This is a genomic window from Hyphomonas sp., from assembly GCF_965284475.1.
In the GTDB taxonomy this organism is placed as follows: domain Bacteria; phylum Pseudomonadota; class Alphaproteobacteria; order Caulobacterales; family Hyphomonadaceae; genus Hyphomonas.
Genome location: NZ_OZ260087.1, coordinates 152,501 through 166,442 on the forward strand (window position 1 = coordinate 152,501; position 13,942 = coordinate 166,442).

The window sequence follows — 13,942 nt, forward strand, 5'->3', positions numbered from 1 at the left end:
TGGACCTGACCTTATTCGGACGCGGGGCCTGCTGGCCCCAACGCAAGTTTCAACGCTGTCAGATGTGCCTCATAGGGCCGCCATTGTTCAAGCCCGTTCTTGTTGATCGGCTGGCGCACCTGTTCGGAACTGGCCGTCCGCACGGCGCGTCTTGTCTGGTGGAAGTCCACGCAGCGCTGGTCGAACGGCAGGCCGCAATAGTCCAGAATACGCCGTACCTGCCCTTCGATATCGTCCAGCACATCCTCGTGCTGGACACGCAGGATTCGCCCTTCCGGCAAGACGCTGTCCCAATGGTCCATCAGGTCAACATAGGCGCGATAATACTGCCCGATCGTATCAAGGCCGTAAGTGAACTCCTGGCCTTCCGCGAACAGCTGCTTGTAAGCGGACCAGCAGCAATCCATCGGATTGCGACGCGCATCAATGATCCGGGCATTCGGCAGGATCAGGTGAATCAGGCCGATATGCCGAAAATTGTTCGGCATCTTGTCCGTGAAAAAAGGTGCGGCCTGACGATGAATCCGCGTTGTCTCGATATATTCCTGCCCCAACGCTGACAGGTCCCCATCCGGCATCTCCTGCAGGACACGCGGATAGCGCTCGCGATCCGAAAGGTTCTGGCGTCCGCGCAGCCGGTGGGACAGGGCCAGGATGTTCGGCAGCTCAAGCGTGCCATCCACATCAGGATGCGAGGCGAGTATCTGTTCGATCAGCGTCGAACCGGCGCGTGGCAGCCCCACGATGAAGATCGGGTCCGGCGCGGCGCAGCCCTTCCCGCTACGTACATCGAACAGGTCTGACGTGCAGATGGACTTCTGCGCCGCGAACTCGTCCAGCATCTGCTCGGTCGTATAGCGCGTTGTCTGCTGCTTCAGCGCATTGCCCTCGGCAAAATGCGCGAAGGCTGCATCATATTCTTCCCTGTCCTCCAGCGCTTTTCCCAGGGCAAAGGCAATATGGATGCGGGACATGTGGTCCAGTTCGCCGGAAGCCACAGCAACCGACATGCTGTCCAGTTCACCATCGCTGAAACGGTATGTCTTCAGGTTGGCCAGCCCATACCACGCATCCCCCAGCTGAGGGGCCACGCGGGTCGCCGCCTGGTAGGATGCAATGGCCTCGGGCGTCTTGCCATAAGTCTTCAGGGCATGCCCGCGTGACGTCAAGGTCGCCGGGTCATCGGGAACCAGCACAAGGACTTTTTCGAATGTCTCAAGCGCCGTTTCATAATCTCCCGCCTGCATGCTCTCAATCGCCAAATGCGACAGGAAGACCGGGTTGTCCGGCTCCCTCGCCGTCAGCCAACGAGCCTGTTCAAGAGCGTCCGCGAACCTTTGCTGCTTTCTCAGCACCTGTATGAAATCGAGGCGCAGCTGGATGTTTTCCGGGTCGAGCTCAATGGCACTCTCCAGAAGGAAATGTGCATCCTCCTGCACGCCGAGCCGCCCGCCAATGTCCGCCAGCAGGCGCATGGCCTCGACATGGGTGGGGTGGCGCTTGAGGAATGCCCTGACCATTTCTTCCGCCCGGAAGGTGCGGCCCTCATGGATATGGTTCGTCACAGCCAGCAGTTCGCGCGGCAAGGCGCTGAGCCGCTGCGCCTGGGCACGGGCGGCCGTTGCGGCAGTGGCATGTCCCTGCGCTGCCAGAAGCTCAGCCTGCGCGTTCCAGCTTGCGATCAGGGCCGGATTGTATCGGGTCGCCCTCTGATAGGCTGCCAGGGCGGCAAGATTGTTCTCCGTCTTGCGCCGTAAATGTCCCTCTTCCTGATAGGCGCGGCCAAAGTCTGGAATGACCGCCTTCAGGCGCGCCAGATGGCGAAGCGCATCATCGTCGCGATTGTCATACCGGGCACATACGGCAGCGATGTAGAGCGCATCGCGATTGTCCGGATCCTGCGACAGTGCCACCTGAACCGCACCGGTCGCGCTGTCCAGATCCCCGGCCTGCAAGGCCTTCTGGGCCTGTTTGATCGTGTCGTCGATGTCAGCAAGACTGGGCATGAAGAATTCTGGTACTCCAAAAAAGACCGGCGCCCTGAAGGTGTCAGGGCGCCGGGATCAATTCAAGTCGGATCGTGTGCCTAGTATGAGAAGGACACGCGAACGCCGACCGTGCGTGGCCGCACGGGCGTCACCCGCTCGCGGTCAAACACGAAATTGTTCGCAAGTTCCGCGTACTCGTTCGTCAGGTTCGACCCGAACAGCTCTGCCGTCCACTTGTCGGCACTCACCCCGAGCGTTCCGCCCAGCGTCACCCAGCCATCGATCTCTGCCTTGTTGATTTCGATAATGTCGCTGAACGAACTGTCTGAGAACACGATCTGCGGCATAACATGCGCCCGCAGGGACGAACCCGCCAGGCGACGTTCCAGATCCCATTCATACCGTGCACGAAGATTGCCCTGATAGGCTGGTGCAAAGGCCAGTTCGGATCCAAGCAGGACGTCATCCGTCGGCGTAATGACTTCCGTCACCTCCGTGTCGAGGAACGAGAACGCACCAGCAAGCGTCAAGCCGTCGACCGACGCGGGAGCCCAGGTGAACTCACCCTCAAGGCCCTGGATTTCGGCATTCGCCGCATTGTCGGAGAAGAACAGGTTGACGATCGAAGGGTCGAAAATTGTCGTCTGCAGGTTTTCGATTTCGACAAAGAAGGCCGAACCGTTCAGCCGGAGAGAATTGTCGAACAGTTCGGTTTTCCAGCCGAGTTCATAATTCTTCACTTCATCAGTATCGAGGGCATAGGGGACCGTATATCCGTTCGGGCCGGGTGCGCCGCCTGGGCGGTTGAGCAAGCCGGGCCGGAAGCCTTCCGAATAGGTCGCAAAGAAAAGCATGTCGTCCGTTGGCGTCCATTCACCGGTGAGCTTGTAGATAAAGCCGTCTGTCGCGGCCTTGTCCGGCGCACCCACGGCATTGCCCGGAGCGAATTGCGCCGAGATGTTCGTGCCGAACGCCTGTGCGTCATCGGTCTGGCCGAGATTGAAGAAAGATGAGTTCGCGCTGCCTTCGAGGTCGACTTCGATATCGTACCAGCGCGCGCCCACCGTCAGTGCGAACTGGTCGGTTAGGTCAAATGTCGCTTCACCGAAGAGGCCGAGCTGCTTGTCCGTACGCTTCACGTCATTGCGGAAGATGACGCCCGCCGGAAACGGACCGGGTTCACTGAAATAGCCTGGTGATGCGTTCCCGACAGCCCCGGTGACCGCCGTGTTGGTCAGCGGATAGTTTGGAGCAAAGCCAACCTCACCGTTGAAGCCAAGGATCTGTGTCGAGCCAGGATAAGTGAAGTCATTCAGTTCGCGCAGTTCCAGGTCGCTGAAGAAGCCGCCAAAAGTCGCGCGGATGCGATACGCGTCCGGCGTGTTGAAACGGAGTTCATGCGTCTGAATTTCGGTTTCGGTGCTCGACTTCACGAACAGGTTCGGGGCGTAGCATGTACCGCTGGGCGCGGCCGCGCCCGGATAGCTGACAGAGCCGTCGCAGATATAGTATGGCAGGTATTGAGCGACGAACAGATAGTCGGAATAGTCGACAATCTGGTCCGTCGTCCGTTCCGTGTAGGCGCCGGTATAAACCGCCTCGAGCGCGCCCAGCCGGCCATCCAGTGTCCAGCTCGTATTGTGGTAGCTGTCCTCGATCTTGTCTTCGCTGAACCGTACGACATCATAATCGTCGAGCTCGGGATCGGCAAAGAAGACGCCGTCCGCATCAAGCCTCTGCTGCGCATGGGCCACATTGAGCCGCCAGTCGGCATTGAATTCATAGAGGCCGCTCAGGCGGAAACCCTGATAGCTGGTATCATTGATATTCTTGTCGGCAATCGACGCGTTGTTGGCCGAGATGAAGTTTACATCCGACAGGTCTGCGCCCGCCTGGAAGCCGGCACGATTGGGCTGAACAACCGTACCGTTTTCGCGGACCGTTCCGGCAGGCCGGAAGCGCGCCGACTGCGACGCGTCCAGCACGCCGCCGACATTGTCGATATAGCCCCCCTGATTGTCGGTATAGATGACGCCGCGCACGGCAAAATTATCCGTGACGGGCAGGTTCATGACCGCCTCGACACTGTTGCTCATGTCGCCACCTTCGGTGAACGAGGTCGACGCCTTCACCTTTGCCTCGAACCGGCCGAGCTGCGGCTTGTTCGTGATCAGGCGAACCGTGCCGGCCTGCGAGCTGGCACCGAACAGGGTGCCCTGAGGACCGGAAAGCACTTCGACGCGCTCAAGGTCTGCGGCATAGACGTCGAGATTGCGCCCGGGCTGCGAGACAGGCTGCTCGTCAAGGTACAGCGCCACATTGGGCGCCAGGCCGGCAACGCCTGCGGTGGTCAGGTTCGGCGTGGTTGATGCAATACCGCGAATATAGATCGTGCTCTGTCCCGGTCCGGAACCGCCCGCCGTGACGCCGGGAAGCTGGACGAGGTAATCGGTAAAGTTCTTGACCCCCAGATTGTCGAGCTCGGTTTCTCCCAGTGCGACCACAGCAACCGGAATGCTCTGGGCTGTCTCGCTGCGCTTTGTCGCCGTAACCGTGACCGCCTTGAGGCGGCGGGTTTCCTGTTTCGGCGCCTTTGGCGCGGGCTCTTGCGCAACGGCTATCGGGGTAAGAAGGCCGGCCATTGCGACCAGCGAAGCGCCATACATCAACTTGTTCATTTGTCGTCCTTTTAGGTCAGCTCCAGTCGTCACCCGCGCCATTTTGAGGCGCGCCACGTGAAACGACGACTGATCGATAGGTCTTTGGAGCTACCATAAACTTCGACAATAAAAAGGTTTTTGCCGTGCACTTGCCCGGAGAACCTGCGAACTGTTGCATTTTAGCCCCATTTTACAAAGAATTTCCGCCATGTGCGCTGGCGGGCGCTGTCATCCACGCAGCATTTTACTTTAATAATTGAATTTTTTCCTGCAAAACCCGGCCATGACCATCGAATCAACGACTCCAGAGCCTGATGCCCCGATCACCGGTGAAGAACCGCTGTTTGAGTATGAGACCAATTACGAAGTCGGCCAGGATAATGTCGCCGTGCTGGGCTTCGACATTCACAATCCCGTCTTCTTCCTCAGCGCCGGCCTTGTCCTGCTCTTCTCGGCGGCCACACTGATATTCCCCGAATCCTCCACCCAGACACTCATGGCGGCCAGGACGTGGACCCTGCAGAGCGCTGACTGGCTGTTCGCCATCACGCCCATCATTGTCCTTCTCTTTGTTGTCTCGCTTTGTGTGAGCCCCCTTGGACGCATTCGCCTAGGTGGCCCGGACGCCCGACCGGACTTCAAGATTCACTCATGGATCGCGATGCTCTTCGCATCAGGCGTCGGCATCGGCTTCATGTTTTACGGCGCCGCAGAACCCTTAGCCTATTACACTGACTGGTTTGGCACGCCGCTGGGCGTTGAACCCGGTACGCCCGCGGCCGAGCGCCTCGCCTTCAGCGCCACGATATTCCACTGGGGCCTCTTCCCCTGGGCCATCTACGCGACTGTCGGCCTGTCCCTCGGATTCTTCGCCCACAATAAGGGATTGCCACTGAGCATTCGCTCGACATTCTACCCCATACTGGGTGAGCGGGTCTGGGGCTGGCCCGGCCACATCATCGACCTGTTTGCGGTCGTGTCGACCATTTTCGGCCTCGCAACGACGATAGGGATCGGCGCGACGCAGGCGACGAGCGGCCTCGCCTACCTCTTTGGATTCGAGCCCAACACGGCGGTGCAGATCGCCCTGATCGCCGCCATGACCGGTCTGGCCGTCCTGTCTGTCCTGCGGGGGCTGGATGGCGGCGTGAAGCTGCTCAGCAACATAAACATGGGCCTGGCCTTTGCCTTGCTGATGTTTGTCATCATTGCCGGCCCAACCATCGCGATCTTCACGGGCATCGGCCAGAATTTCATGTCCTATGTCACCGACACACCGGCGCTGACCGGCTGGATCGACCGAACGGACATTCTCTGGTTCCACGACTGGACGATATTCTACTGGGCCTGGTGGATTTCCTGGTCGCCCTTTGTCGGCATGTTCATTGCCCGGATTTCCCGCGGCCGCACCGTCAGGCAGTATTTCGCAGTCGTCCTGCTCGCGCCGTTCACGATCTGCGTGATCTGGTTCTCCGCCTTCGGCAAAACAGCGCTGGCGCAGCACCAGTCCGGCACAGGTGAACTGGCAGGCGACATGACCAGCGCATCCCTCGTCCTGTTCGAAATGCTGGCGGGAATGCCATTCCCCGAAATCACCTCGGCCGTGGCCATCATGCTGCTGATTATATTCATCGTGACATCGGCTGACTCAGGTGCACTGGTCGTCGACACGATCACGAGCGGCGGCAAGACGGATTCGCCCGTCGGACAACGCGTATTCTGGGCCACGGCGCTTGGACTTACAGCCTCGGCATTGCTGTATGGCGGCGGCACGGATGTTCTCCAGTCACTCCAGGCCGGCACGATCACGGCAGCCCTGCCATTCACGGTCATCCTGCTCGTCTGCTGCCTCAGCCTCTATATGGGCATGCGGGACGACCACAAGCAGATGAATGCCAGCGCTCCGGACGAAGAAGTGGCGGAGCCTGCCTGATCCTGGCGTGGTACGCGCCCCTACGCTTTCGCGAGTGCCGCCTCGATGAAGTCTATGGTGCGATGTGCGTAGTCTTTCTGGACTTCCGCGAAAACGCGCGTCTTCACCTGGGCTGACAAGGCGCTGCGTAAAACGCCCAGTGTCCGACTGTCCGCCACGATGACAAGCCCGTCGAACCTGTCCTGGCTTGCCCATTGATCCAACCGATCCGCAAGATCTTCTGCAAACCGGGTTTCTCCGAGCGCATGCCAGTCGGTTTCCACAGTGCTGCCGCGTCGGTCCGAGGTCTTCTGGAACCTGCCCGGCCGGGCCGTTCCCTGCTCGCTCGTCTTGGGATTCTCCATTGCTTCATGGTCCACCACACGCAGGTCCATCACATCCTGATCGCCATTGTTCTCGAGCAGTAGGAACTTGCCGGCGTCGCAAACAATTACCCAGGTTCCGTTCTTGAGTTTCATCAATTCGTCCTCCCGCTTTCGGACAAATTATTTACGGGCAGCCGTAAGGCGTCACTACGTAATGCTCCGCAGACGCCCAAGGCCCTTGTCCGCTAGCCGGCCGGCACCTCGGTGAACCGCCCGCCATCCCGCGCCAGACGCTTCAGCGATTCTGCGGGCGCGAATCGGTCATCGTCTGCGCCCAGCCGTTCCATGGTCGCAAGCACCGTCTCGGCGCCCACCATGTCTCCATACAGCATCGGGCCGCCCTTGTCGGCAGGCCAGCCATAACCGTTGAGCCAGACAATATCGATGTCCGACGCGCGCTGGGCCTTTTTCTCTTCGAGGATTTTCAGCCCCTCATTGATCATCGGGTGTATGCAGGTCGCGATCATCGTCTCGACCGATGGCGCGGACGCGGAATCGACCCCTGTAATGTCGCGAATGATTTCGGCAGTGACGCTGGACGGGACGGGGTTCCGGCTCTCGTCATAATCGTAATAGCCCGCGCCGGTCTTCTGGCCGCGCCGGTCGATTTCGCACAAGGCATCCCGGATGGGATTGGCCGTCTTGGCGCCCTTTTTCCAGCCAATGTCGAGACCGGCCAGATCGGACATCTGGTAAGGCCCCATCCGGAAACCGAACGCGTTCAAAGCCGCATCCACATCCCAAGGCATGGCGCCCTTATAGACGAGCTTCTGAGCCTGTGCCTGCCGCGCGGCAAGGATCCGGTTCCCGACAAATCCGGGGCAAACCCCGACCAGAACCGCAACCTTGTTGATCTTTTTCGCAAGGTCCATGCAGGTTGCGATCACGTCATCCGCCGTGTGGTCGGCGCGAACGATTTCCAGTAGTTTCATCACATTGGCCGGCGAGAAGAAGTGTAGGCCGATCACGTCCTCCGGCCGCCTGGTGGCACTGGCAATGGCGTCAATATTCAGCGCGGACGTGTTCGTCGCGAGGATGGCGCCGGGCTTCATGATCCGGTCCAGGTCGGTGAAAATCTTCTTCTTCAGGTCCATGTCCTCAAACACGGCTTCGATGACGAGATCGCAGTCGGCAAATGATTCCATGTCGAGCGTTCCGGTAAGGAGGCCCATGCGAAGGTCAACGTCCTCTTGCGGGAAACGGCCCTTGTCGGCACTGCGCTGGTAGTGGCCGCGCACGACACTCAGCCCGCGATCAAGCGCCTCCTGCTTCGTTTCAAGGATGCGAACCGGAATGCCGGCGGTCGCAAAATTCATGGAGATGCCGCCGCCCATGGTCCCGGCACCGATCACGCCGACCGACCTGATCTCGCGCAGCGGTGTATCAGAAGGAAGGCCCGGAACCTTCCAGGCATCGCGCCCGGCCTGGGCAATATAGGCGGAAACCTGTTCCGGGGACATGGTGATTGATGGCATCGTCGCTGGCTTTCAGATTATTGTTCAACACGTTGGGGTGCGCATGAATTGCGCGGGCCGGCCCACGCTACGCGCCCCCGCCCCCGACCTCAAGAGTTGTAAATAATGCACCGCCGGAGCCATCGAGACGGCGACACCACCAGGCGGTTAGGCAAACCCGATCGCCTTCACACGATTGCGACCGGCCTTTTTTGCTTCGAACAGGTAAGTGTCAGCCTGATTGATCAGGTCGCTCACCGTCATGCCCATCTCGAAACGCGCAACGCCGAACGAAGCCGTCGACGTTGTAAACGTCCCCTCCTGATCGTCGACAGGCGTCTTCAACTCTTCAAACTGGTGCTTGATCTTCACAAGGAGATTGTAGGCTGACAGGACGCTGGTTTTCGGGAAGATTATCGCGAACTCTTCTCCACCATATCGCGCGACCATATCCTGGCCCTTGATATTGTCACCGATCAGTGACGCAAACCTGCGCAGCACGGTATCGCCGTGCTGGTGTCCGTATGTGTCATTCACGGCCTTGAACGCATCAAGGTCTGCCATGGCGAGGCACAATTGCTGGCCAGAAGCTTCGGCCTCCATAACCTCTTCTATGATCCGCTTGTCGAACGCCCTCCGGTTCCAGAGGGACGTGAGCGGATCACGCAGGCTTTGAATACGGGCGCTGGCCAGTTCCTGGTTCAATGTCTGGATCTGGCTTTGGGATGCGACGAGGCTATCGTTCATCTGCCGGGTCGCGTCGGCCATGCGCTGGTTTTCCTGCACAAGCTGCGACACGATTGCATCGAGGGCTTCGCTGGTCTTCGGCCCCGGCAGGCTCTTCTGAACATCGCTCAAAGTGTTGCTGAAACTGTCGCTTCGCTCGGCCCCCGCCGCGATGACCTTCAGTATGCCTTCAAGTTCCTCTTCGACGGCCTTCCCGACATTGTGGGCAGCATTTTCGCGGGCGCCCGGCGCCTCCAGCGACTGACAAAGCTGTTCGATATCATAGGGGTTCAAGCCGCCATTCTTCGCCAGAAATTCGTCGATCCGTTTGACCAGTTCGCTATCGAGGCCGGATACATAGGCGTACCAGAGGGCATAGGTTCCGGGAAAAGGCGGCGTCCGGTAGCGTTCAATCAAGCCGAATGCCTTGCCGGCATTCTTGTACACTTCGACAAAGTCGAGTGATGGCGTGCTGTGGGTGCTCATAACCTCGTCATCGCGCAATGCCGCCCGCATGAATCCACTCCAGTCCGTTACCATTTCATTTCCAATATAGAATCAAATACTGGAGCATGTTTTCCCACTCGTTAACGCTGCGGTATAGGCTTGCGCGCGGAGCTTTTCTTCGAAAGGTCACCGCACGCTCGGAGAGCTTTACGCGCCCATCACGGCTCGAGCCGATTCAGTGGCAGGCGCCATGCTGATACCCCCGCACACGGGATCTGCGCGCCGCCGATCAGGAAGGCGCCTTCATCGGCCGGGGCACATATCGACCTCAAATCGCATGCTTCCGGGCCATAATTGAAAGCAAACTGCACGTTTCCGGCGCGTCGCAGCCGAAGCCCCGGTCCAAGGTCGCATATCGACAGGCGAGCGTCCTCACACAGACGGCGCAGGACATGATCCAACAGGTCATCGCCGGGCCAGCATGCCAGGTAGTGACAGCGCTTATGCTGCAGCCATGCCGGTTCACCATCGGGAAAGTGCGCGCGCACATCTGCCGGACTGGTCACGGACTCGCGCCAGAGACGGGCATCGTACACCTTACCTTCCACCTCGACATCCAGCTGGATGAAAGGCGCAATGCTTTCGAACCGATCCACGCGCATGGGAATCAATTCCGCAAAGGTTCCCGGCGCCAGTCCATCGGGAATATGCCCCTCTCCGGTTCGCGAGCCGGTCAAGGAGGTTGCTAGCACGGTCGCACCGGACTCCGTTAGCCGTCTGACAAGATCCTCATTCATGATCGTCAGGCTCGGCAGCAGGATCAGTCTGTACCCTTCTAGGTCGGAACGCGGCGGCACGACATCCACGTCCAGTCCGAGACGACGACAGGCAGAATAGATGGCCCGGCTCATTTCGAGCACGGACCCTGCCCGCCCTTGCGGCTGAATCTCATGCTGCCACAGGCTCGGATAGTCGTGGAGGATCGCGACAGGCGCGCGCACCCGATCCTGCGCGCCGATCCGTTCCATTTCGTCTTTGACCTGCCGGATTTCGGCTATGACTGGCGTATCGCGGCGGTCGGGCATCAACAGGCCCGCATGTGTCTGCTCCTGTCCAAAAGGCGCCTGCCGCCAGCGGAAATAGCTGACGAAATCCGCGCCATGGGCAAAGGCCTCCCATGTCCACAAGCGGACCATGCCCTGCGCGGGCGCGCAATTGTGCGTGGCCCAGTTTACCGGTCCCGGTTGCTGTTCCATCACGCCCCATTTCGGCGAACAGTGGCGGACAACGTCGTGATTGAAGGCGGCAAAGTCCGGGTGACCATTGCGCAGCCAGCGGGCTTTGTCCGCATTGCTGTGATCGCCTTCGCTGAGCAGGCCGATGGGGTAGCTGTCCCAGGTAGCATAATCCAACGCCGCGCTGACATCATGATGGTCGAACAGCGTGAAGTCACCGATATAGTTGTGCGCGATGGGCCGCCCGGGACTGAGTTCGCGCAGGATATCGACTTGCATCTGATTGTACGCACAGATCTCGTCGCTGGAGAATCGCCGGTAGTCGAGCCGGTGCGACGGGTTGGCCTCTGTTACTGTGGCGTTGGGTGGGTCGATCTCATCGAACGAACGATATGTCTGCGACCAGAACGCCGTTCCCCACGCCGCATTAAGGGCGCTGATCGTCTTGTAACGATCCTCCAGCCACATGCGAAACGCCCGGGCTGCATCTGGCGAGAAGCTCTCATGCGTACCATGGTGGCCATACTCATTATCGGTCTGCCACATGATGACAGCCGGGTGGTCGCCATAGCGGCTGGCCAACGCAGTCACGATCCGCGCGCTCTCGCGCCGGTATGTCCCGGAGGAGAAGCAGTAGTGCCGGCGCGAGCCGAATTTCTTGGGGTGGCCATGCTTGTCGCAGGGCAGGATATCCGGATGCCGGTCTACCAGCCATTTTGGCGGCGTTGCGGTCGGCGTACAGAGAATGATGCCAAGGCCTTCGCCATGAAGCACTTCAATCGCCCGATCGAGCCAGGCCCAGTCAAACTGTCCGGGCGCTGGTTCCATTCTGCTCCAGGCGAATTCGCCGATCCGCACCCGGTCCAGGCCCAGGCGCTTCATGCGACGCGCATCGTCCGCCCAGTCCTCTTCGGGCCAGTGTTCCGGATAGTAGCAAACACCCAGACTCGTCATGCATGCTCCATGATGCGCTTGAGGTAAAACAGCCTGCCCTGGTTGGGTTTGACAGGGTCCATGGCAAGGCCGGTCCAGGCAAGCCCTTCGGCAGATGCGATCCCGAGGTCTGTATCGGCGCCTCCGTCGAACGAGACTTCCGAGACCGCGAATGATGCGCCCCGGTCCAGTCCCGGAACGGCGATTTTCGGATGCAGCGAATAGGGGGCCATATCTGTCCTGAGCACCCTGACAAGGGAATGGTCACCATCGGCGGAACCGATCAGAGTGATATCCAGATTCGAGTCTGCGTTGGAAATTGTCCGGACATGCCCCGAATGCATCCATGGCCGGAATCGCTTATGTACCGCGATCGCATGAGAGAGCGCTGTCCTGTCGGACGCTGACAGCTTGTCAGGGTCGAGTTCAAGACCGAAATGCCCGAACATGGCGACCAGCGCCCGGAAGCGGACTGAAAATACCCTGCCCGTGATCGGGTTGGGCGCCGGCCCGACATGGCAGCCGATCATCTCCATCGGAATATAGGTCGAGAGCGAACGCTGAATGCGTAACCGGTCGAGCGCGTCAGTTGCATCACTCGCCCAGAACCGCGTCACGCGCGGCAGTATCCCGAAGTCTATCCGGCCGCCACCGCTCGCACAGCTTTCGATCTCAAGCTGTGGATATCGCGCCTGAAGCCGGTCCATCAGACTGTAAACGCCCAGTACGTGACGCGTGGCGCGGGCAACGCCATCAACCGTAGCCGGATAGATCTCGCGGTTGCAGTCCCATTTCAAGTATTCGATGGGCGCAGCATCGAGGCAGGCGGATAACTGCGCGAACAAGTGATCCTGAACATTCCTGTTGGAAAGATCCAGAACCAGTTGGTTCCGTCCGGTCGGCGCATCAAAATCAGGGTAGCCCAGAACCCAGTCCGGGTGCTGCTGGTAAAGCCGGCTCTCGCGACTGACCATTTCAGGTTCGACCCACAGTCCGAACGACATGTCCAGCTCGCGTATCCTGTTGGCCAATGGCGCAAGGCCCTGCGGAAAGATGTCCGGGTCCGGCTCCCAGTCGCCAAGACTGGTCGTGTCATTCCGGCGCCCGACAAACCATCCATCGTCCAGCACGAAACGTTCCGCACCAAGCGCAGCCGCGCCTTTGGCCAGCGCGACAAGCGCGTCCTCGTTCAGGTCGAAATAGCGCGCTTCCCACGTATTGAAGTGGACCGGCCTGAAGACGTCTCTCGATTGCCTGCGTGCGAGGCGGTGCAGACGGGCGCGCAATTCATCAAACCCATGCGTTCCGATCACGACGATGAATTCGGGTGTCTCCAGTTGCTCCTTCGGCGCGAGCCTGATTTCGCCGGGCTCATACAGTGCTTCGGCGCAGATTTCGCCAGAGCCGTCAGGCAGGCGTTCCACGCTGAGGGAATGACTTCCGCTCCAGGCGAGGTGCAAGGCCATTGCGCGTCCACTGCGTGTGCCAGCGGCTCGTTCGCAAACAGTCAACGCGGGTGAACCATCAAAGCCGCTTCGCCCCAGACGCCCCACGCGTTGCACCCTTCCAGCCCCCAGCGAACGCCGTGACTCATGCCCTTCACGCGCCCATCCGCCATGCGTCATGACGACATCATCGGCCCAATCCGGCAAGGGGATCACGCCAGCAGCGCATCGGTGAACGTCGATTGCCTCGCTTCCTGCGTTTCGGACAATGGTGCGGACTTTCAGGACGCCGCCTTCGAGGCTAAGCGTGGTTTCCGCCTCGACACCGCAGGAGTCATCTCCGGCCTGCAGGACCAGTTCGGCTTCAGACACCAGCGTCATGCCCTTCGGCGACAGAATGATCCGCCGGGCCGATGGCTGGCAAACCGCGTCAATCAAGCCTGTCCCCGCATATCCGGCGCCCCTCGCCGCCATCAAGCTGGGACCGGGAACATGATCGGGGCTGGCAGGTAAAATGGCCGGCAGCACATTGTTCTGCAGGTCCGATCCGGCTGCCGGACCCAGATAGGCCAGTTTGAACCCGGATCCGGGAACAAGGGTGACTGTGCAGCTGACGCCGTCACCGCTGAGAGAATATGACTGCACCCCGTTTCCCTTTATCCCATGTGGCAATCCCCGCAAACGTGGCGCGGAGAATCCTGTCGCAATCCTTCCTGTATGCGTTAGGTACATGCAAATCAGAATTGCATAAGTGGT

At 59.9% G+C, this 13,942-nt stretch carries 8 protein-coding genes; 1 reads left to right on the forward strand and 7 read right to left on the reverse strand.

Annotation, left to right across the window (positions count from 1 at the left end):
- Positions 1 to 11 precede the first annotated feature (11 nt).
- A complete protein-coding gene (locus ACQ66M_RS00625; protein ID WP_430401361.1) occupies positions 12 to 2,006 on the reverse strand; it encodes a sulfotransferase in 1,995 nt (664 codons plus the stop codon).
- An 80-nt stretch (positions 2,007 to 2,086) separates the two neighbouring features.
- Positions 2,087 to 4,666, reverse strand: coding sequence for a TonB-dependent receptor (locus ACQ66M_RS00630; protein WP_430401363.1), 2,580 nt, complete (start codon positions 4,664 to 4,666; stop codon positions 2,087 to 2,089).
- Positions 4,667 to 4,931: 265 nt separating this feature from the next.
- On the opposite strand from ACQ66M_RS00630, the gene ACQ66M_RS00635 reads away from it, so the two are divergent.
- Entirely contained in the window at positions 4,932 to 6,581 is a 1,650-nt protein-coding gene (locus ACQ66M_RS00635) for a BCCT family transporter (protein WP_350170922.1), read from the forward strand.
- A 20-nt stretch (positions 6,582 to 6,601) separates the two neighbouring features.
- Here the strand turns inward: ACQ66M_RS00635 and ACQ66M_RS00640 are convergent, their stop codons facing one another.
- The 5 genes from ACQ66M_RS00640 to ACQ66M_RS00660 form a co-directional block, all read right to left on the reverse strand.
- Positions 6,602 to 7,039: a host attachment family protein gene (locus ACQ66M_RS00640; RefSeq protein ID WP_350170921.1), complete on the reverse strand. Its 438-nt coding sequence runs from the start codon at positions 7,037 to 7,039 to the stop codon at positions 6,602 to 6,604.
- 92 nt (positions 7,040 to 7,131) lie between these two features.
- A complete protein-coding gene (locus ACQ66M_RS00645; RefSeq protein WP_430401365.1) occupies positions 7,132 to 8,421 on the reverse strand; it encodes a 3-hydroxyacyl-CoA dehydrogenase NAD-binding domain-containing protein in 1,290 nt (429 codons plus the stop codon).
- A 147-nt stretch (positions 8,422 to 8,568) separates the two neighbouring features.
- Positions 8,569 to 9,642 (reverse strand): GGDEF domain-containing protein, encoded by a 1,074-nt coding sequence (locus tag ACQ66M_RS00650; RefSeq protein WP_430401367.1) that lies wholly within the window; start codon positions 9,640 to 9,642, stop codon positions 8,569 to 8,571.
- Between the two features lie 149 nt (positions 9,643 to 9,791).
- Positions 9,792 to 11,762: a beta-galactosidase gene (locus ACQ66M_RS00655; protein ID WP_430401369.1), complete on the reverse strand. Its 1,971-nt coding sequence runs from the start codon at positions 11,760 to 11,762 to the stop codon at positions 9,792 to 9,794.
- Positions 11,759 to 13,831, reverse strand: a complete 2,073-nt coding sequence (locus ACQ66M_RS00660; RefSeq protein ID WP_430401371.1) for an alpha-galactosidase — start codon at positions 13,829 to 13,831, stop codon at positions 11,759 to 11,761. Before ACQ66M_RS00660 ends, ACQ66M_RS00655 begins: the two co-directional genes overlap by 4 nt.
- Between the last annotated feature and the right edge of the window lie 111 nt (positions 13,832 to 13,942).